General features: G+C 68.7%; 22 protein-coding genes. 15 read left to right on the top strand and 7 right to left on the bottom strand.

Annotated elements, in window-relative coordinates:
• Positions 1–60 precede the first annotated feature (60 nt).
• Together EAO78_RS07950 and EAO78_RS07945 are read left to right on the top strand one after the other, a co-directional pair.
• A complete protein-coding gene (locus EAO78_RS07950) occupies positions 61–1,212 on the top strand; it encodes a DUF373 family protein (RefSeq protein ID WP_122105312.1) in 1,152 nt (383 codons plus the stop codon).
• Positions 1,213–1,248: 36 nt separating this feature from the next.
• Positions 1,249–2,103: a shikimate dehydrogenase gene (locus EAO78_RS07945; RefSeq protein ID WP_122105311.1), complete on the top strand. Its 855-nt coding sequence runs from the start codon at positions 1,249–1,251 to the stop codon at positions 2,101–2,103.
• A 218-nt stretch (positions 2,104–2,321) separates the two neighbouring features.
• Here EAO78_RS07945 and EAO78_RS07940 read toward each other — a convergent pair whose 3' ends face one another.
• Positions 2,322–2,777 carry a transporter gene (locus EAO78_RS07940; protein WP_122105310.1) on the bottom strand — a complete coding sequence of 152 codons (456 nt, stop codon included), beginning with the start codon at positions 2,775–2,777 and terminating at the stop codon, positions 2,322–2,324.
• A 107-nt stretch (positions 2,778–2,884) separates the two neighbouring features.
• Between EAO78_RS07940 and EAO78_RS07935 the strand changes: the two genes are divergently transcribed.
• The 5 genes from EAO78_RS07935 (at position 2,885) to EAO78_RS07915 (ending at position 6,850) form a co-directional block, all read left to right on the top strand.
• On the top strand, positions 2,885–3,475 hold the full coding sequence (locus EAO78_RS07935) for a helix-hairpin-helix domain-containing protein (RefSeq protein WP_122105309.1): 591 nt from the start codon (positions 2,885–2,887) through the stop codon (positions 3,473–3,475).
• Positions 3,476–3,511: 36 nt separating this feature from the next.
• Positions 3,512–4,480 (top strand): aminotransferase class IV, encoded by a 969-nt coding sequence (locus tag EAO78_RS07930; protein ID WP_122105308.1) that lies wholly within the window; start codon positions 3,512–3,514, stop codon positions 4,478–4,480.
• A gap of 81 nt (positions 4,481–4,561) precedes the next feature.
• The gene (locus tag EAO78_RS07925) at positions 4,562–5,161 is read left to right on the top strand and encodes a DUF5789 family protein (RefSeq protein WP_122105307.1); all 600 of its coding nucleotides are present in this window, start codon (positions 4,562–4,564) and stop codon (positions 5,159–5,161) included.
• 81 nt (positions 5,162–5,242) lie between these two features.
• Positions 5,243–5,713 (top strand): Rieske (2Fe-2S) protein, encoded by a 471-nt coding sequence (locus tag EAO78_RS07920; RefSeq protein WP_122105306.1) that lies wholly within the window; start codon positions 5,243–5,245, stop codon positions 5,711–5,713.
• A gap of 117 nt (positions 5,714–5,830) precedes the next feature.
• A complete protein-coding gene (locus EAO78_RS07915; protein ID WP_122105305.1) occupies positions 5,831–6,850 on the top strand; it encodes a hypothetical protein in 1,020 nt (339 codons plus the stop codon).
• A gap of 9 nt (positions 6,851–6,859) precedes the next feature.
• Here EAO78_RS07915 and EAO78_RS07910 read toward each other — a convergent pair whose 3' ends face one another.
• Positions 6,860–7,306 (bottom strand): DUF5788 family protein, encoded by a 447-nt coding sequence (locus EAO78_RS07910; protein ID WP_122105304.1) that lies wholly within the window; start codon positions 7,304–7,306, stop codon positions 6,860–6,862.
• 120 nt (positions 7,307–7,426) lie between these two features.
• On the opposite strand from EAO78_RS07910, the gene EAO78_RS07905 reads away from it, so the two are divergent.
• Complete coding sequence (locus tag EAO78_RS07905) at positions 7,427–8,224, top strand: YkgJ family cysteine cluster protein (RefSeq protein ID WP_122105303.1); 798 nt, start codon at positions 7,427–7,429, stop codon at positions 8,222–8,224.
• Positions 8,225–8,251: 27 nt separating this feature from the next.
• On the opposite strand, the gene EAO78_RS07900 is transcribed toward EAO78_RS07905, so the two are convergent.
• Positions 8,252–9,160 (bottom strand): dihydrodipicolinate synthase family protein, encoded by a 909-nt coding sequence (locus tag EAO78_RS07900; protein ID WP_122105302.1) that lies wholly within the window; start codon positions 9,158–9,160, stop codon positions 8,252–8,254.
• Between the two features lie 165 nt (positions 9,161–9,325).
• Between EAO78_RS07900 and EAO78_RS07895 the strand changes: the two genes are divergently transcribed.
• Positions 9,326–9,733, top strand: coding sequence for a TRAM domain-containing protein (locus EAO78_RS07895; protein ID WP_122105301.1), 408 nt, complete (start codon positions 9,326–9,328; stop codon positions 9,731–9,733).
• A 72-nt stretch (positions 9,734–9,805) separates the two neighbouring features.
• Here EAO78_RS07895 and EAO78_RS07890 read toward each other — a convergent pair whose 3' ends face one another.
• Positions 9,806–10,522 carry a class I SAM-dependent methyltransferase gene (locus EAO78_RS07890; RefSeq protein ID WP_122105300.1) on the bottom strand — a complete coding sequence of 239 codons (717 nt, stop codon included), beginning with the start codon at positions 10,520–10,522 and terminating at the stop codon, positions 9,806–9,808.
• A 159-nt stretch (positions 10,523–10,681) separates the two neighbouring features.
• On the opposite strand from EAO78_RS07890, the gene EAO78_RS07885 reads away from it, so the two are divergent.
• The 5 genes from EAO78_RS07885 (at position 10,682) to EAO78_RS07865 (ending at position 13,684) form a co-directional block, all read left to right on the top strand.
• The gene (locus EAO78_RS07885; RefSeq protein ID WP_122105299.1) at positions 10,682–10,954 is read left to right on the top strand and encodes a MarR family transcriptional regulator; all 273 of its coding nucleotides are present in this window, start codon (positions 10,682–10,684) and stop codon (positions 10,952–10,954) included.
• Positions 10,955–11,026: 72 nt separating this feature from the next.
• Positions 11,027–11,971 carry a glycosyltransferase family 2 protein gene (locus EAO78_RS07880; RefSeq protein ID WP_122105298.1) on the top strand — a complete coding sequence of 315 codons (945 nt, stop codon included), beginning with the start codon at positions 11,027–11,029 and terminating at the stop codon, positions 11,969–11,971.
• A 92-nt stretch (positions 11,972–12,063) separates the two neighbouring features.
• Positions 12,064–12,882, top strand: a complete 819-nt coding sequence (hisF, locus tag EAO78_RS07875) for an imidazole glycerol phosphate synthase subunit HisF (RefSeq protein WP_122105297.1) — start codon at positions 12,064–12,066, stop codon at positions 12,880–12,882.
• 125 nt (positions 12,883–13,007) lie between these two features.
• Positions 13,008–13,190 (top strand): DUF7511 domain-containing protein, encoded by a 183-nt coding sequence (locus EAO78_RS07870; protein WP_122105296.1) that lies wholly within the window; start codon positions 13,008–13,010, stop codon positions 13,188–13,190.
• 74 nt (positions 13,191–13,264) lie between these two features.
• On the top strand, positions 13,265–13,684 hold the full coding sequence (locus EAO78_RS07865) for a VOC family protein (RefSeq protein WP_122105295.1): 420 nt from the start codon (positions 13,265–13,267) through the stop codon (positions 13,682–13,684).
• A 62-nt stretch (positions 13,685–13,746) separates the two neighbouring features.
• Here the strand turns inward: EAO78_RS07865 and EAO78_RS07860 are convergent, their stop codons facing one another.
• Positions 13,747–13,953: a hypothetical protein gene (locus EAO78_RS07860; RefSeq protein WP_122105294.1), complete on the bottom strand. Its 207-nt coding sequence runs from the start codon at positions 13,951–13,953 to the stop codon at positions 13,747–13,749.
• A 156-nt stretch (positions 13,954–14,109) separates the two neighbouring features.
• A complete protein-coding gene (locus tag EAO78_RS18135) occupies positions 14,110–14,247 on the bottom strand; it encodes a hypothetical protein (protein WP_009762047.1) in 138 nt (45 codons plus the stop codon).
• 53 nt (positions 14,248–14,300) lie between these two features.
• Between EAO78_RS18135 and EAO78_RS07850 the strand changes: the two genes are divergently transcribed.
• Positions 14,301–15,632 carry an RNA-guided endonuclease InsQ/TnpB family protein gene (locus EAO78_RS07850; RefSeq protein WP_122105293.1) on the top strand — a complete coding sequence of 444 codons (1,332 nt, stop codon included), beginning with the start codon at positions 14,301–14,303 and terminating at the stop codon, positions 15,630–15,632.
• Positions 15,633–15,726: 94 nt separating this feature from the next.
• On the opposite strand, the gene metG is transcribed toward EAO78_RS07850, so the two are convergent.
• Complete coding sequence (gene metG, locus EAO78_RS07845) at positions 15,727–17,856, bottom strand: methionine--tRNA ligase (protein WP_122105292.1); 2,130 nt, start codon at positions 17,854–17,856, stop codon at positions 15,727–15,729.
• Positions 17,857–17,879: the final 23 nt, after the last annotated feature.

Here is a 17,879-nt window from a genome sequence, read left to right as displayed (position 1 = left end):
GACGCCCCCGGGACCCCCTGACGGCGAGACTTTTTACTCCGGCGGGGTGTGTGACCATCCGTGACGACGCTGGTCATCTGCGTGGACCGCTCGGGAACGATCGGGCGGGCCACGAACGTCCCGATGCCGGTCGCCGGCTGGGAGGCGGTCCGCTCGCTCGTCACCGACGCGGGCCTCGCCGACCCCGAGGACGCCAGCGTCAACTGCCTGCTCGAGGCGCTCCGGGTGGCCCGTGACCTCCGCGACGAGCGCGAGGACGCGATCGTGGCCGTCGTCTCGGCGGAAAGCGAGAGTCCGGTCGGCGCTGACCGGTCCATCGCGGCACAGCTCGACGATCTCGTCGACCGCTACGCCCCGAACGCCGCCATCGTCGTGGTCGACTCCGCGGAGGACGAGCGCGTCCTCCCGATCGTCGAGTCGCGGATGCCCGTCGACGGCGTCGACCGCGTCGTGGTCCGACAGGCCCGCGACATCGAGTCGACGTACTACCTGTTGAAGCAGTTCCTCGCCGACGAGCAGCTCCGCTCGACCGTGCTCGTCCCGATCGGGATCGCGCTGTTGTTGCTTCCCGTCCTGTTCGTGCGGTTCTCGGCGGGGGCCGCGGTCGCCGGCGTCGCCGGCCTGCTCGGCGCGGCGCTCCTGTACAAGGGGCTCGGGATCGACCGGCTGGTCGCGGGGATGCCCGAGCGGGTGCGGGAGGCGCTGTACGCCGGGCAGGTGTCGGTCGTGACGTACGTCGTCGCCGGCGGGCTCTCCCTGGTCGGCGGGTTCTTCGGCGTGCTGGCGGCCACGGACCTCGAGGACGCGCTGTTGACCGTGCAGGCGATGGAGTTCACCTACGCGGCCGTTCCGTGGCTCGCGATCGCGGGCGTGACCGCGGCGGTCGGCCGCCTGCTCGACGAGCTGATCCGCGACGAGGGGATCCGGACGCCGTATCTCAACCTTCCCTTCGTGATCGTCGCCGTCGGGCTCGTCGTGCGCGGGTTCGCCGGCTACTTCCTCGAACAGGAGACGCTCCTCGCTCCGACGGTCGTCGCCGGCTACGTCGTCGCGCCCGCCCAGCGACTGGCGGCGTTCATCGTCGCCGGCGTCGTCGTCTCGCTCGTCGGCGTCAAGCTCGCGAGCGACGTGGGGACCGAGACGTTGGAGGAGGTCATCGAGGCCGAGGCCGACGCCGACGTGGACGCGGACGGTGGGGCCGAGGGCGAGTGAGTCGGGTTTTTGTTCGTCCGAGTCGCCCGGACGCGTATGGACGTCTACGGACTGATCGGCAACCCGGTCGGCCACTCGCTGTCGCCGCCGATGCACGAGGCGGGCTACGAGGCGCTCGGCATCGACGCGCGCTACGTCACCTTCGAACCGGCTCCGGACGACGCCGCGCGGGCGGTCGAGGGCGCGGCCGCCCTGGGCGTGGCGGGACTCAACGTCACCATCCCGTTCAAGCGGGACGTGCTCGCGGCCGTCGACGCGGACCCGCTCGCCGAACGGATCGGCGCGGTGAACACGGTCGTCTTCCCCGACACCGGGGAGGGCGACGTGAGCGACGGCGAGGGGGATGAGCGCGACGGAAGCGGAACGCCCCGCGGCTACAACACCGACGCCGCGGGCGTGACCCGGTCGTTTGCGCGCCACGACGTGCCCCTCGACGGGCGTGACGCGGTCGTCGTCGGCGCGGGCGGCGCGGGGCGGGCCGCGGCCTTCGCGCTCGCGGACGCCGGCGCGGACGTCCACGTCGCCAACCGCACGACCGAGCGAGCGGTCGAACTCGCCGCCGACGTGCCGGACGCGACCGGCGGCGGGCTCGACGGCCTCGCCGAGGAGGTTCCCGCCGCCGACGTGCTCGTGAACGCGACGAGCGTCGGGATGGAGGAGGACGCGACGCCGGTGCCGGCGGAGCTGCTCCACGGCGACTTGGCCGTGCTCGATGCGGTCTACGCGCCCACCGAGACACGGCTGCTTCGGGACGCCGCGGCCGCCGGCGCGACGACGATCGAGGGCGCGTGGATGCTGCTCTATCAGGGCGTCGAGGCGTTCGAGCGCTGGACCGGCGCGGACGCGCCCGTCGCGGAGATGAACGCGGCGTTGCGTGCGGAGTTGGAATAGAACCGGGGGTGTGTCCGTGTGGGATCATCGACACGGAACGTCCTTTGAGTCCCGCCTCGCACCGCACAGTACCGCCTCGCACCGCACAGTACCGCCCCGCACCTCACGCCTCCCCAGCCTCGGCGGCTCCCTTCGGTCGCCGCCTCCCTCGCGGGCGGTTCGCGGGTGCTCTCGCACCCGCTCACCGGCGCGCCACCGCACGGTCCGATCGGTCGATCTTATACTCCGGCCGGGTTCGCGAGCAGGCCGGCGGTGAGGATCAGCCCGACCGAGAGCGCGGCCGCCCCGTAGAAGAAGGGCTTCGCGTCGCGGGCGGGCGCTCGTGAGAGAGGATCGATCCCGTCGAGGAGCTTCCCGCTCGCGACCTCGACGAGCCCCGTGATGACGAACCAGAGCGCGAGCATCGTGAGAACGAAGTGGCCCCGGCCGGTTCCGGTGAGCGTCTCGGCGGTGTACAGCGTCCCGGCCATGTGCCCGCCGGTGGCGAGGAACGCGAGCGCCGCGATCCGCGTGATCCACCGAAGTCGACCGACCACCGCGGCGAGCGCGTCGCCCCCGATGTCGCCGCGGATCGCCGGCGGAACCACCGCGAGCGCGACGAACAGCACGCTTCCCGTCCAGAGCACCGCGAACCCGACGTGTACGGACCACATCACCGCATCGAGGATCGACATGACCGATCGTGTGCCCGCGACGACTTAATCGCGGCGAGACCGGCACCCGGGCCCGCGTTCGGGCCCGTCGCGGGCCTTTAAATATCGGGCGCGTGTACCGGACCCCAATGGCCCTGCTGAAGAAGATCAAGGAGAAGCTCGGGTTCGGGAGCGACTCGTCCGACGGCGAGAGCGGGGAGACGACGGTGACCGTCGAACGGGACACGGACGGAAGCGAGCCGAACGACCGAGGCGAGCCGGAAGCCGGGAACGGAACGGAGAGCGGGACCGAGGACGACGGTACGGGAACCGCGGCCGCCGGCGTGAACGAGGCGAACGCCGCCGATGACCGCGAGGCGAACGCCGAAGGGGAGACCATCGGAGACGAGGCGGCGGCCACCGACGGAGACGAGGAACCGACCGAGGACGACGCTGACGTCGCCGAGGTGGACGACGCCGACGATTCCGACGACGCCGACGACGCCGTGGAGGACGAAGCCGGCGCGGGTGGCGAACCCGACGAGTCCGGCGACGAAGTCGACGGCGCGCCCGTCGACCGGATCAAGGGCATCGGCCCGGCGTACGGCGAGCGGCTCTCGAAGATCGGGATCGAGACCGTCGAGGACCTCGCGGCCGCGGACCCCGCGGAGGTGGCCGAGGGCGCGAGCATCGGCGAGAAGCGTGCCGTCAAGTGGGTCGACCGCGCGAAGGAGTTCTGAGGTGGCTCCCGGCGACCGCCCGGTTCGGCAACGCCGATGAACGACGGTTCGGATGGGTCGGGCGATCCGGACGGTCCCGACGGCTCGGACGATCCGAACCGCCGATACCACGTCGACGGCGAGGTCGTGGCCGCGGATTCCGCGACGGTCCACGTCGAGGACCGCGGGTTCCGATACGGCGACGCGGCCCGCGAGACCGTACGAGTCTACGGCGGAAACGCGTTCCGCTGGGACCGGCACGCCGACCGGCTGGCCCGAAGCCGTGAGGCGCTCTCGATCGACCGCGCGATCCCGGACGCGGAGCTGAGAGACCGCGTCCATGAGACGCTCACGGCGAACGACCTGACGGACGCACGCTGTGAGGTCTCGATCACGCGCGGCCGCGGAGCGAACGCCGCCGACCGGTTCGATCCCCGGATCGAGAGCGATCCGACCGTCGTCGTGACGGCTCGTCCGCTCCCGAGGGGCGGAGTCGGGTCGGATCCGGTCTACGACGCGCCGGCGACGCTCCAGACCGTCAAGACCCGGAGAACGTCGAACCGGGCGGTGCCGGCCGACGCGACGACCCACGCCCGGGTGAACGAGACCCTCGCGCGACTCGAACTCCGCGTGACGGGCGCGGACGAGGCGCTGCTCATCGATGCGGACGGCCACGTCGCCGGCGGTGCGGACTCGACCCTCTTTTTCGCCGACGGGGAGGGGCTCAAGACGCCCTCGCTCGACGGTCCGATCGTCCCTCGCGTCACTCGATCCGAGATCGTCGACGTCGCCGAGGAGGAGGGGATCCCGGTCGAGGAGGGGAGCTACACCCCCAGCGAGGTGCGCGAGGCCGACGAGGTCTTCCTCGCGAACGCGACGTGGGAGGTCCGTCCGGTTCGGACGGTCGACGGGATCGCCGTCGACGGCGACGGTGGGGGCGTCTCCGGGGCGCTCACGACCCTTCTCTCGCGGCTGTTCGACCGCCGGGTGGAGGGGGCGTGTTACGGTGGCGGCCGGGAGTCGTAGGAACCGCTCGGGATCCGACGGCGATGGCGAGAAGTGTTCGTTGAACCACAGGACTATCCGACTAGAGGACCTAATTAGGGGATGGCAGACGACAAGAGCGGTCGCGACAAACAGGCTCACGACGAGGAGAGACGCCAGCGCGAGCGCGAGATCGCTGCGGAGTTGGAACGCGGAGACGAGGCCGAACCGCCGGTCGACGCCTCCGAGCTCGCCTACTTCGAGACGGAACTCGAACCGCTGGCGTTCCCGGCGACGGGGGTGGAGATCGTCTCGGCGGTCGGCGACCGCGAGATCGAGTCGACCGTGGGGACCTACGCGATCGCGGACCTCGTCCCGGACGCGGACGGGGAGACGTTCGACTCGCCCGACGAGATCGGGGTGCGGATCCGACGACCCACCGTCGCCATGGCGATGAAACGGGTCGTGGAGGCGGGCGACGGGCTCCCGAACGCGGAGATGAGCCGGTCACAGCGCGACGCCTACGAGCGGACGTTCCGGGAACTCGCGGCGATCGACGCGGACGACGACGACGAGGGCATCCGGGTCATGGCCGACTGGATCGTCGAACGGATCGATGACAGGGAGACGATCCCGGGGTCGCGGGACGTCCGACGGCGGGCGGCGAAGTTCTGCCGGGCGAACGGGTACGAGGTCCGAAACGACGAGTGGCTGGGGATCTGAACGGGGCACACCGCGCGCGACGGCACAAACGGCCTCCGGCCGACGCGCAACGTTCAAACCCGACGCGGGCCACCGGTTCGTATGGACGCGGACCGGCGGATCGCCGCCCTCGACGAGGTGCCGGAGGACAGCACGCTTCTCGTGACGCTCCGTCCGGTCGATCCCGACTCGGTCGCGGAAGGCGAGGGTGACGTGGGCGCGGACGACGACGGCGGCGTGGAAGCCGAGGCGATCCTCCTGCGTCTCGACGACGGCGTCTCGGCGTTCCGCAACTACTGTCAACACTGGACCGACGTGCGTCTCGACAAGGACGAGGGCGCGTTCGTCCGGAACGGCGAGGTGTTCTGTCAGAAACACGGCGCGACCTTCGAAGGTGAGAGCGGCTACTGTAACTTCGGACCCTGTGAGGGCGCGGTCCTCGAGGACGTCGACGTGACGGTCGCCGACGGCGCGGTGTACCTCGCGGACGACGCCTACGAGTTCGTCCGGCGGGGCCCGAGCCGCCGCGACGCCGACGCCGGCGACTCGCGGATCGACTTCACCGGGAACTGATCGGGACGGGATCCGGACGGCGGCGTCCGAGCCGACGCCGGCCACGTCGGACCCGGAGGCGACAGCGGCTCTTTGTGCAACGCCGGCGTATTTATGACGCCCGGACGTACGACGGGTATGCGCACTCCGAAGCCCTCCAGACGCCGGCTGCTCGCCGGCGGCCTCGCCGCGACGGCGGGCGCGATCGCCGGCTGTCTCGACGGATCGGTGACCGGCAGCCCGGCGAACGACGGCGACGCCGATCGGGTTCTGTCGCTCACCCTCAGCGACGTCGGAGAGACGCTCCGGGACGCCGCCGTCGTCGATCCCGCCGAGACCGATCCGAGGTGGAACGAGGCGGCGTTCACGGCCGCCCGGAACGGGGGGACGCACACCACGCAGTACCGGACGCCGTTCTTCTCGACGGCGGACGACCCGACCTACGCCGTCCACGAGGGGACGTACTACCGGTTGAGTTCCGTCGTCGTCGACGAGGCGGCGGCGACCCGTCCGGTGCTCCGGCTGTTCGGGATCGACGAGGGCGGGGTCGACGGAGCCGAAGCTGACGAACCCGAGAGCGTCGACGCGGAGACGCTTCCGGAGGGCGACCGACGCGCAGTCGAGATCGCGCACTTCGCGGCGCGGGCGCGAGGCAACGTCGGCGGGATGCCGGTCGGGTTGGTCGAGCGCGGCGGCTACGTCTACCGAGACGAGGACGCGGTCGAGGCGAGCGTGCTGCTCGCCGACGACGGACCGAACCGCGTCACGTACCGCGACCCCGTCTATCGGGTCGAAGTCACCCGCGAGCGGTTCCACGAGCCCGTCTACCGCGCCGTCGCGGAGCCGGTCGCGGAGTCGCCCGAGGGGATGGAGGCGGTCCTCCGAGCGCGTACCGTCGGCGCGCGGCTCGACGGGGAGGACCTCTCGGCCGACGCGCTCGACGTGATCGAAGCGGCCAGACACGACGGGTACGAGGAGTCGCACCCGTACTCGGACGGGTACGCCGAAGTGATCCGGGCGTTCCACGAGCGCCCGTACCTCGACGGCGACGTTCGGAAAGACGGAGGGGGGAGCGAATCAGGCTCGGGGCGGGTCCGCTACGAGGACCGGTACTACGACTACCGACTACGGTTTCTGCCGGGTGAATCCGGCCCGTGATCACCCGATTCAGAACCGCGCCCGACCGCCCGCGCCGCCGGCGTCCTCTCGCCCGAGCGCCTTCTTCAGGAAGTTCATCCAGCGTTTCCGGTCCGCGGCCTCCTGGCGTTCCGCCTCCGTCTCCGGATCCGACGCGTTCAGCCCCTCCAACGCCTCGAGCGCACGATCGATCCCGATGATCGACGCCGCCAGCTCCTCGCCGCGCTCGTAGCTCACCTCGTCCTCCTCGATGCGCTCGAGTCGCTCCAAGCGCTCGCGGCGGAGGTTCCGTTTCGCGCGCTCGACGCGGTCGCGCTCCCCTGGAGGGACCGTCTCCCGGCGCTTGATCTCGAAGACGAACGACCGGAGGTCGATCGGCTCGTCCTGAACCTCGATCTCCTCGGGGATCTCCGCGCCGACCGTGGCCGCCTCGCGCTCGACGCGTTCGAGGAGCCCCTTCCGTTCGTACTCTCTCACGACCGAGCCGTAGGAGGCGATCGCACTTCGCTCCTTCGCCGTCGACGGGCGCGTCCTGGGGAACGTCGAACGCGATGGTGAGAGGGGAGTCGTTAACCCGATCGGCGCGCAAACGGAGCCATGGAACCGCTCGAAACCGAACTCGACCGCGCCCGCGAGCTCGACGTCGACGACCTGGCCGGGGCGATCGAGTCGATCGGGTTCGAGTGTACGCGCTGTGGCGGCTGCTGTACGGGGTACGCCCCGGACGAGCCGGGCGGCGCGCCGGCCGGGGAGGGGACCGGTGAAGGGGTCGGTGAGGAAGTCGGCGAGAGGAACGGGAACACGGACGGCGAACCCGACCGCGAGCCGCACACCGCGACCGTCTTCCCCGACGAGGTCAGAGCGGTCGCCAACGCCGCCGAGGACGCCGCCGAGGACGCCTTCGGCGAGGAGTACGACTGGCGCGACGTGGCCCGTCCCATGCCGTACGGGCTCGTCGCGGGCGAGGACGGCGAGCCGGCCGGCGAGACGTTCGAGTGGGCGCTCGCGACCGACGACTGCGGCGACTGCACCTTCTACGAGGAGACGGACGGGCGGGGCGCGTGTACGGTCCACGACTCGCGGCCGCTGATCTGTCGGACCTATCCGTTCAGCGTCGCGCTCGGCGGGACGAGCCAGCCGATGGGCGAGGCGGTCGACGGCGAGGGAATGGTCCGGGCCCACGAGTGCGAGGGGCTCGGCCGGGATATCTCGCGATCCGACGCCGAGGAGCTGGCGGCCGCGCTCAAGGAGCGGGCGGTCCGCGAACTGGAGGAGGCGATCGCCGTGCGGAACGGCTACGACCCGACCGCCGCCGAACGGGCCGACGGCGACGTCGTCGTCTTCGACTCCGAGGGCCCGAAGAACGCGGACGGGACGCCCGTCGACGGGGAGTGAACTCGGGCCGAGCCGAACCGAGCCGCTTTAGACGGCGTCGAGCGCCGCGTCGACGTCGGTCGCGATCGCCTCGCGTGCCGCCTCGTCGGGGAGCGTCAGCGGCGGACGGACGGCCGGGTCGGGGATGAACCCGCGGTGGGCGGCCGCGACCTTCGTCGCGGGCGCGAAACCGTGGTCCGCACACCGGTCGAAGAGCGGGACGATCCCCCGGCGGTGGAGCATCAGTGCGCGGTCGTCGTCGCCCCCGCGGATCGCCTCGCCGAGCGCGACGAACACCTCGGGGATGACCTGCGAGAGGGCGTGTATCCCGCCGTCGACGCCGAGGGACGTGCTCGGATACAGGTGGGAGTCGAACCCCTGAAGCACGGTGAACGAATCCGGCGTCGCGCGGATCTTCGCGTCGAGCGACGAGAGGTCGCCGCTCGTGTCCTTCATGCCGACGACGGAGTCGTGTTCGGTCGCGAGCTCGCCGACCACGACGGGGTCGATCGACTCGCCGACCGTCGACGGGATGTCGTACAGGAAGAGGGGGAGCGGCGATCCGTCCGCGACGGCCCCGAGGAACGCCAGCTGGCCCTCGGGGGCGGTCGAGGTGTGGTAGTACGGCAGCGTGACGAGCCCCGCGTCGGCCCCGACGTCGCGGGCGACCGAGAGGCGTTCGCGCACGCCCGGAACGGTCGTGTCCGCCACGCCCGCGATCACGGGAACGCGGCCGTCAACGGCCTCGGTCGCCGTCTCGACGACGGTTCGGTACTCCGCGTCGGAGAGGCTGGCGAACTCGCCGGTCGTCCCGCAGGGGACCATTCCGTCGAGCCCGGCGTCGACGAGCGTCTCGGCGTGGTTCGCGAGCGCGTCGGCGTCGACGTCGCCGTCGGCGTCGAACGGCGTCACGATCGGGGGTGAAACGGCTCCGTGGCGGAACTCCGGTTCGGTCATGGAGAGCAGTTCGACGGGGCGTCACAAAGGCGTTCGTCCCCTGGCCGCGGTTGCCGGGACCGGGGCGGACGGAGGACCGACCGGAACGTATCGGACGGGTCGCGCCACGGCTCGGCAGCGGTACAACTATGGTAACCGCTCTCGACGTACCGGTCGGAGTATATCATGGAAATCTCCGAGAAGCTCCTTTGTCTGTTCAGCGCCGAAGTCCGGGAGGAGGACGGCGAGTACGTCGTGGAAGTACCGCGCCGCGAGGTCGAGACCGGGTCCGTGGAGCCGGGAGAGACCTACCGCGTCGCGCTCATCGAGCGGGGCGAGACCGACGGCGGAGCCGCCGAACGCGACGACGCGGCCACGTCGACCGGCGACGGCCCGCAGCCGCCGGTCGAGCCCGGCGAGATGCGGTACGTCGAGATCGAGGACCTCGGCAAGCAGGGTGACGGGATCGCCCGCGTCGAGCGGGGCTACGTGATCATCGTCCCCGACACGGAGGTCGGCGAGCGCGTGAAGATCGAGGTGACGGAAGTGAAATCGAACTTCGCGGTCGGCGAAGTGATAGACGAGGACGTTTAGGCGGGCCGACCGCGGTCCGAGGGATCCGGTCGTCCACGGTCCGCGGGACTACGCGCCCGCGATCCCTGGGGCCTACTCGCCCGCGACCCGGGCGTCCCAGTAGGAGACCGAGGCGACGTAGTCCCCGGGTATCGTGTTCCCGATCAGCTCGTCGACGACGCGGAACGGTTTGGCGACGACGCTCGGGAGCCCGCGGTAGAACCCGTAGGGCAACACGAAGTCGTGTTCCTCGCCCGCGAGGGTCATCCCGACCTCCCCGAGCAGGTCCGCGACCTGTCGCTCCGAGTAGAGCCGCGAGCCCATCGGGAGCAGCCACGTGTACAACACCCGGAGGCTGCGGGCGTTGAACGTGTCGAAGAACACCTGATCGCTGCTCACTCGACGGAGCTCCCGCATGAACTCGAGCGGCTCGTCCATCAGGTGGAAGAAGCGCATCGCGACCACCGAATCGAAGTGGTCGTCGGGAAACGGCAGTCTCGAGGCGTCACCCCGCAGGAACTCGACGGTGTCGGAGAGCCCCGCGTCGGTCGCGTTCTCCCGACCCTGCTCGAGCATCTCCCTGGAGATGTCGAGTCCGACGATCTCCGCTCCCTGATCCGCGAGCATGGTCGTGAACCGACCGGTGCCGCAGGCGACCTCCAACACCCGGTGGCCGTCGTCGATCGGTCCGAGCGCGGAGAGCACCGCCTCCTTCTCGCGCCGGTCGATGAAGGCCCCGCCGCCGGAAAAGCGGAGGTCCTCGTACTCCTCGGCGACCTCGTCGGCCTGATACCAGTCCTGACCCTTCACGTTGTCTCCGGTGGACGCCGGACGACCAAAACCGTACTGGATACGCGTCGCCCGGCAAAACGAGCGGCATCGTCGTGATATTAATACCTTATATAATAACGATCGTATACTCCTGTATGTAGCCAACCTTTACCACCGATCGGGCAGTTCTCCGGACGTATGAGTACCAGTCCCGTGGGGTCAGCCGACCAGGACCGTCTCACCGAGACCGAATACCGCGACCGTCTGCGCGAGCTTCCGCCGAGCGCCAAGCTCGTCGCGAAGGTCCTGGAGGGCGACGCGCCCCTCTCACAGGGCGGACTCGCCGAGGAGTCGCTGCTCCCCGACCGTACGGTCCGCTACGCGCTCAATCGTCTCGAGGAGGAGGAGCTGGTCGATTCCCGCTACAGCTTCAAGGACGCCCGCAAGCAGGTCTACTTCCTGACGGTCTAGCTCGGGTTCACCGCTCGATCCCGCCGTCCAACCACGGAGCTCTTTTTAACCCTCGACCCGATGGTCACGCGTATGGACCTGTCGGTCGTCGTCCCGACGCTCAACGGCCGGGACCGGTTAGCCGCCTGTCTCGACGCGTTGGCGGCGCACGCCCCGGACGCGGAGGTGATCGTCGTCAACGGTCCGTCCGCGGACGGCACTACCGGCATGGTGCGGGATCGCGAGGACGTCGACGTGCTCGTGGAGATCTCCGATCGAACCGTCAACGTCGCCCGCAACGCCGGCATCGAGGTGGCGGGCGGCGACGCGATCGCACTGGTCGACTACGACAAGCGGATCGGCGAGTCGTGGCTCGAGGCCGTCCGCGAGGGGCTCGCCGACGCCGACGTGGTGACCGGTCCGGTACGACCGACGGAAACGGAGTCGGGCGGAGAAGACGGCTCGACCGGAGAAGACGGCTCGGACGGGCCGGAGCGCCGTCGGATCGCGGGTCGGTCGGTGACGTACTTCGTCGGCGGAAACGTCGCGTTCCGACGGGAGACGCTTCGGGACCTCGACGGGTTCGACGAGTACCTCCGGGTCGGCGGCGCGCGGGACGCCTCCCACCGGCTCGCACGGATGGACCGCGAGGTCGCCTGGCGCGCGGAGGCCGCGGTCCGCGAGGAACCGCCGAGCCCGACCGCGGCCGACGGCGGCCGGACCGCCCGCGACTGGGGATGGAAGTACCGGGCGCTCGCCTATCGCCTCGTCAAGAACTACGGGATCCGTCCCACCGCGCTCGTTCGAACCGGCAAGCACGCGGTCACGGACGCGGCGTCCGTCGCCCGCGACGTGGTCCGCGGCGAGGCCACGCCCTCGGGATGGGTCGCGAACGGCCGCGACGTGATGGCCGGGATCCTCTCCGGCGGCTCCGACGGACTGGTGGCTCGTGCGCGCGACCGAAGCCCCGCACGCAACCCGAACGGCGTCTCGACGCGCGCGGACCGCGCGGTGTCCCGATACGACGCGCGGGAGTGAACGGAGCCGTCGTGAGCGGAGGCGTTGCCGGCGAGCGGTCGATCGCCATCCCCGCGCCTTTTACTTCCCGCGTCGCCAACGGTCGGTAACGAATGGGACTCACGAAGCGGATCATCCCCTGTATCGACGTCGACCTCGACGACGACGGCGACGCCGCCGTCTACACCGGAGTCAACTTCGAGAACCTGGAGTACACCGGCGACCCCGTCGAGCTGGCGAAGAAGTACAACGCCGCGGGCGCCGACGAGTTCGTCTTCCTCGACATCACCGCCAGCGCCGAGGGACGCGAGACGATGCTCGACGTGGTGAACGCGGTCGCGGACGAGTGTTTCATCCCGCTCACGGTCGGCGGCGGCATCCGGACGAAGGCCGACATCAAGGAGACGCTCCGTGCGGGCGCGGACAAGGTGTCGATCACGACCGGCGCGTTGGAGCGACCCGAACTGATCGAGGAGGGTGCGGCCGCCTTCGGCAGCCAGTGTATCGTCATCTCGATCGACGCCCGGCGACGCCACGACGACGCGGGCGAGCACTTCTACGAGGACGCCGACGGCGAGGCGGTGTGGTTCGAGTGTACGAAGAAGGGCGGCCGCGAGGGAACCGGGATCGACGCGGTCTCGTGGGCGAAGGAGGCCGAACGGCGGGGCGCGGGCGAGCTGTTCGTCAACTCCATCGACATGGACGGCACGAAGGACGGCTACGACGTCCCGCTGATGAAGGCCGTCTGTGACGCCGTCTCGACGCCCGTCATCGCCTCCTCCGGCTGTGGCGGCCCCGAGGACATGTACGAGGTGTTCACCGAGGCGAACGCGGACGCCGGGCTCGCCGCCTCCATCTTCCACTTCGGCGACTACTCCATCGAGGAGACGAAGGAGTACCTCGACGAACGCGGCGTTCCGGTTCGCCTATAGGGAGACGGATCGAACGTCCGATCACTTCTCGAGCAAATCGGCGACTTTCGACGAACTTCTCGACCGATCGACGCCGATGGAGACGAACCAACAGGTATTATCCGATGGACCATGAACGATCATGTATGTCCACGTCACCGATGCGTGTTCGCGGCGAGCGGCCGGAGATCGTCTGCCGATCGGCGGGTGAGGAGTCCCCGGACGCCGAGGTGACGTTCTTCGAGGCCGACCGCGACCCCGACGAGCGGACGACGCGGTGGATCACGGTGCGAGCGGCGGACTGCGTGCCGCGCGAGGAGTGGCGGTAGGTCCTTCGGACACGTGGGTCGCCGGCGCGTTCCGGGCCGACACCGTTTTCTCGCCGGTCGCCGACGCTCCGGGCGTGTCCGATCCAACCGCACACCACGTCGGGATCACCGTCTCGGACCTCGACCGCGCCGTCGCCTTCTACACCGAGGTCTTCGACCTCGACGTCGTCGCCGAGTTCTCCGTCGGCGGGGAGGCGTTCGCCGACGCGGTCGACGTCGCCGGCGCGTCCGCCGCGTTCGCCCATCTCGACGCCGACGGTGTCCGCGTGGAGCTCGTCGAGTACGACCCCGCGGGCGAACCGATGCCGGAGCGGTCGCTCGACCGGGCGGGCGCGACCCACCTCGGACTCTCCGTCGGCGACGTCGAGGCGTTCCACGACGACCTCGATCCGGCGGTCGAGACGCTGAGCGAGCCGAGGACGACCGAGAGTGGGACGACGATCCTGTTCGTCAGGGACCCCGACGGCAACCTGGTCGAGGTCCTCGACGCCTGAAGTCGGCGAGACGGTCGCGCGGCCGTCGGCCCGCCGTCGCGGATCACGTGCTCGTCCGCGAGTCACGCGCTCGCCTCGCGCATCACGAGCAGCGACAGCGGGAGGCTCGCGGCGACGAGTCCGTAGACGCCGCCGAGGATCGGTTCGACGCCGAACTCGGGGGCGAGCAGGTAGCCGGCCGCGAAGCCGATCGGGTCGAAGACGAGCGCGAAGAGGACGACCTGTCGTTCGAAGGGCTGTGCGTCGAACCAGCGGGGAAGCAGGGACATGGGACGGGAGCCGGTTCTCCCGCCTCGAGGATAAACGTTCGAGGAACGGCTCGGTCGGCGGGGGACTCCGCGCTCCCTACCTGAATCAAGGAGAGAGTCCCGCCCTTCAGGGCGGACGTGAATCCGACACTCCACGTTACAACCCACGTTCGACGCTTACTCCGGGGTATCCTCTCTGACTTTCTTCTCCCCTTCGAGGAGTAAGCCCTTCCACGTCAATCCACGGTGCTTCTTCAGTTCCTTCAGCCGTTCGTACTGTTCGTCGTCGTCAAACTCTATGCGAATTGCGACCATACAGTATCACATGAACGGAATAATTATGTGCGTTACGGTACAAACAGCAGTTGATGAAGCGAGCCAACACGTTCGAGGTAGTTCCTCAGTTCGATGATGACGAGGAGTTGCTTCGACGCCTGTTGGACGCTTCCGCCGCTCTCTGGAACGAAATCAACTACGAGCGCCGCGAGAACTATGCTGACCCAAACCGAGACGTATGGGAGATCAGCGAGTATCGTGGTCGCTATGGCGGTGTTCTCGGCGCGTCCACGGTTCAGCAAATCGAACGCAAGAACCGCGAAGCGTGGAAGTCGTTCTTCAGCCTCAAAAAGAAAGGCGAAGCCAACGGAAAACCCGGCTTCTGGGGCAACTCGGAAGACGGGAGAGAACTCCGCACGTACATCCGCAACACGTCGTACTCCGTTGAGTGGGGTGAATACTCCCGCCTCGAAATTCTGGTCGGCAAAGACTTGAAAGACGAGTACGGATTGGGACACCGCGAACGCCTCCGGCTCGAAGTTCGAGGCGACCCCAACTGGAACGAGTACGACAAGCAGGGCCGATTAGAGTTGTTCTACGACGAGCAAGCACAGAAATTCAGGGCTTTTCAGCCAGTTACTATCAACACTTCTCGACTGGCACACCCACTGGCTTCGGAAGAAGCCGCTCTGGATATTGGTGCGAACAATCTCGTTGCCTGCACAACAACGACCGGCCAGCAATACCTGTACGAAGGACGCGACCTGTTCGACAGATTCCGCGAAACCACGCGAGAAATCGCCCGACTCCAATCGCTCTTGGAGGAAGGTCGATACAGTAGTCACCGTATCCGACGCCTGTACGACCGACGCACGAAGCGACGTGACCACGCCCAAGATGCACTCGCCCGTGACCTCATCGAACGCTTGTATGCTGAGGGCGTTTCGACGGTGTACATCGGGGCGTTAACTGACGTACTCGATACACACTGGTCGGTGGAGACGAACGCGAAGACGCACAATTTTTGGGCGTTTAGAGCGTTCGTGAATCGACTGGCATGTACTGCTGAGGAATACGGTATGTCGGTCGAGGTTCGATCCGAGGCGTGGACGAGTCAAGAGTGTCCGAACTGCGGTTCGACGGAGGACACGACACGCCACCGTGACACACTGACGTGTCCGTGTGGATTCGAGGGACACGCTGATCTTACAGCGTCGGAGACGTTCTTGAGACGTCATCAGAACTCTCCGAGTTCTGATCGGCGAACGAGACACGGAGTGTCTCGTCAACGGCAGACGACGGTAACACGGTCGATGGCACGGCCTGTATGCCTCAAGTGGGACGACCACGAATGGTCAGAGTCACCACGCTCAGTTCCCAACGAGGAGCATACGAACCCGCAAGTTGCCTCCGTGGGTCGGTAAGCGATACCCCCAGCGCGAGGAAACTTCGCCGTCGTCGGGCTATGCCCGACTGCAAGAGGCGCGAAGCGCCTCCCTGTTCACGGCGAGGAGGATGTCATAGGACCTTCGTGCCGGGCTCGGCGTTCTCGTGGGTGGTGAGGAGGTCGGCCTCCTCGCCCGCGGCGAGCACCATGCCGTTCGACTCCACGCCGAACAGCTCCGCCTTCTTCATGTTGGCGAGCACGACGACCTTCGTTCCGGGGAGTTCCTCGACCGCGTGAAGGCCCTTGAGCCCCGCCACGATGGTGCGGGTCTCCGCGCCGAGGTCGACGCGGAGCTTCAGGAGGTCGTCCGCGCCCTCGATCTCCTCGGCCTCCTCGATCCGTCCGACGCGGACGTCCAGTTCCTGGAACTCCTCGAAGCTGATGCGGTCGTCGCTGATGGGGTCGATGTCGGTCATGGGTTCCTCGGTCGCGGTGTCGTCCGTTTCGTGGTCCTCGTCGTCTCCTTCGTCCGCCGTCTCGTCGCCCTCGTCGTCCTCCGCCTCGGCGACGCGCGACTCGAGCTTCGCGTTCAGCTCCTCGACGCGGTCGTCCTCGACCTTCTCGAACAGCTCCTCCGGCTCGGAGAGGTCGCCCTCGGGAGCCTCGCGGGCCGCGTCGACGGTCACGTCGTGGACGGAACCTCCCTCGCCGAGCTGGTCCCAGAGCCGCTCGCACTTCTCGGGGGCGATCGGCTCGAAGAGGACCGCGATCGCCCTGGCGATCGCGACGCAGTCGTGGATGACCCGTGCGGCCTCCTCGGGCTCGTCGTCGACGAGCTTCCACGGCTCGTTGTGCTGGATGTACTCGTTGCCGAAGCGCGCGAGGTCGGTCACGGCGTCGCCGAGCGCGCGCACGGAGTAGTCGTTGACGGCGGCCTCGACGTCGGCGATCGCCTCGTCGATCCGGTCGGCCACCTCGTCGCTCGTCGCGTCCGCGATCGGCGCGTCCTCGTAGTTGCGGTGCGCGAAGAGCAGCGAGCGGTAGAGGAAGTTGCCGACGGTCCCCACGAGCTCGGTGTTCACGCGGTCGCGGAACTTCTCCCACGAGAAGTCGACGTCCTGTTGGAACCCGCCGTTGGTCGCGAGGTAGTAGCGCAGCGGGTCGGGGTGGAACCCCTCCTCTAAGTACTCGTCGGCCCAGACCGCGCGGTCGCGGCTCGTCGAGAAGCCCTTGCCGCCGAGGGTGACGAACCCGCTCGCCATCACCGCGCGCGGCTCGGCGTGACCCGTCGCCTCCAGCATCGCGGGCCAGAAGATCGTGTGGTGCTGGATGATGTCGCGGCCGATCACGTGGACGATCTCGCCGCCCTCGGGGTGGTCGTCGTCCGCGCCCTCCTTCCAGGCGGCCTCCCAGTCGAAGACGTCCGAACCGACGCGTTCGGAGTACTGTTTCGTCGAGGAGACGTACTCGATCGGCGCGTCGACCCAGACGTACAGGACGAGGTCCTGCGGGTTCTCGCCCGGCAGGTCGATCCCCCAGTCCATGTCGCGGGTGATACACCAGTCCTGAAGCCCCTGTTCGATCCACTCGCGGGGCTGGTTCCGGGCGTTCGAGGTCCCCTCCAGTCGGTCGAGGAAGCCGGAGAGGTACTCCGAGAACGCCGAGACCTCGAAGAACTCGTGGGTGCGCTCGCGGTACTCCGCGGGGTTGCCCGTGATCGTCGAGACCGGGTCCTCGACCTCGCCGGGCTCGAGATGGCGCTGGCACCCCTCGTCGCACTCGTCGCCGCGGGCGTGCGCGCCGCAGTACGGGCAGGTGCCCTCGACGTAGCGGTCGGGGAGGTACTGGTCGTCGACGGGGTCGTACGCGACCATGATCTCCTTCTCGTAGACGTGACCCGCCTCCTCGAGGTCGCGGACGAGCTGCTGGGTGATCTCCGTGTTCGTCTCGTCGTGGGTGTGGCCGTAGTTGTCGAACGCGACGTTGAACTTCGGGAACGTCTCGGCGTACCGTTCGTGCCAGTCGAGCGCGAACGCCTCGGGCGAGACGCCCTCCTGCTCGGCGTTGACCGCGACGGGCGTCCCGTGCATGTCGGAGCCCGAGACGAACGCGGTCTCCTGACCGAGCCGTTCGAGCGCGCGGGCGTAGACGTCGCCGCCGACGTAGGTGCGGAGGTGCCCGATGTGGAGGTCGCCGTTGGCGTACGGCAGTCCACAGGTCACCACCGCCGGGTGGTCCGTGGGGAAGTCGTCGTGGCTCATGTGGCTGTGTACCTGACGTGTCG

Source organism: Halobellus captivus (assembly GCF_003697845.1).
In the GTDB taxonomy this organism is placed as follows: Archaea; Halobacteriota; Halobacteria; order Halobacteriales; family Haloferacaceae; genus Halorubrum; species Halorubrum glutamatedens.
The sequence above is the reverse complement of the archived record's forward strand: the minus strand, read 5'-3'. Positions and strand labels throughout refer to the sequence as shown.

Excerpts from the sequence above, each read along its gene's own strand:
- EAO78_RS07945 (WP_122105311.1), top strand. The coding sequence starts at position 1,249 with ATGGACGTCTACGGACTGATCGGCAACCCGGTCGGCCACTCGCTGTCG.
- EAO78_RS07940 (WP_122105310.1), bottom strand. The coding sequence starts at position 2,777 with ATGTCGATCCTCGATGCGGTGATGTGGTCCGTACACGTCGGGTTCGCG.
- EAO78_RS07935 (WP_122105309.1), top strand. The coding sequence starts at position 2,885 with ATGGCCCTGCTGAAGAAGATCAAGGAGAAGCTCGGGTTCGGGAGCGAC.
- EAO78_RS07930 (WP_122105308.1), top strand. The coding sequence starts at position 3,512 with ATGAACGACGGTTCGGATGGGTCGGGCGATCCGGACGGTCCCGACGGC.
- EAO78_RS07925 (WP_122105307.1), top strand. The coding sequence starts at position 4,562 with ATGGCAGACGACAAGAGCGGTCGCGACAAACAGGCTCACGACGAGGAG.
- EAO78_RS07920 (WP_122105306.1), top strand. The coding sequence starts at position 5,243 with ATGGACGCGGACCGGCGGATCGCCGCCCTCGACGAGGTGCCGGAGGAC.
- EAO78_RS07915 (WP_122105305.1), top strand. The coding sequence starts at position 5,831 with ATGCGCACTCCGAAGCCCTCCAGACGCCGGCTGCTCGCCGGCGGCCTC.
- EAO78_RS07905 (WP_122105303.1), top strand. The coding sequence starts at position 7,427 with ATGGAACCGCTCGAAACCGAACTCGACCGCGCCCGCGAGCTCGACGTC.
- EAO78_RS07900 (WP_122105302.1), bottom strand. The coding sequence starts at position 9,160 with ATGACCGAACCGGAGTTCCGCCACGGAGCCGTTTCACCCCCGATCGTG.
- EAO78_RS07895 (WP_122105301.1), top strand. The coding sequence starts at position 9,326 with ATGGAAATCTCCGAGAAGCTCCTTTGTCTGTTCAGCGCCGAAGTCCGG.
- EAO78_RS07885 (WP_122105299.1), top strand. The coding sequence starts at position 10,682 with ATGAGTACCAGTCCCGTGGGGTCAGCCGACCAGGACCGTCTCACCGAG.
- EAO78_RS07880 (WP_122105298.1), top strand. The coding sequence starts at position 11,027 with ATGGACCTGTCGGTCGTCGTCCCGACGCTCAACGGCCGGGACCGGTTA.
- hisF (WP_122105297.1), top strand. The coding sequence starts at position 12,064 with ATGGGACTCACGAAGCGGATCATCCCCTGTATCGACGTCGACCTCGAC.
- EAO78_RS07870 (WP_122105296.1), top strand. The coding sequence starts at position 13,008 with ATGTCCACGTCACCGATGCGTGTTCGCGGCGAGCGGCCGGAGATCGTC.
- EAO78_RS07860 (WP_122105294.1), bottom strand. The coding sequence starts at position 13,953 with ATGTCCCTGCTTCCCCGCTGGTTCGACGCACAGCCCTTCGAACGACAG.
- EAO78_RS18135 (WP_009762047.1), bottom strand. The coding sequence starts at position 14,247 with ATGGTCGCAATTCGCATAGAGTTTGACGACGACGAACAGTACGAACGG.
- EAO78_RS07850 (WP_122105293.1), top strand. The coding sequence starts at position 14,301 with ATGAAGCGAGCCAACACGTTCGAGGTAGTTCCTCAGTTCGATGATGAC.
- metG (WP_122105292.1), bottom strand. The coding sequence starts at position 17,856 with ATGAGCCACGACGACTTCCCCACGGACCACCCGGCGGTGGTGACCTGT.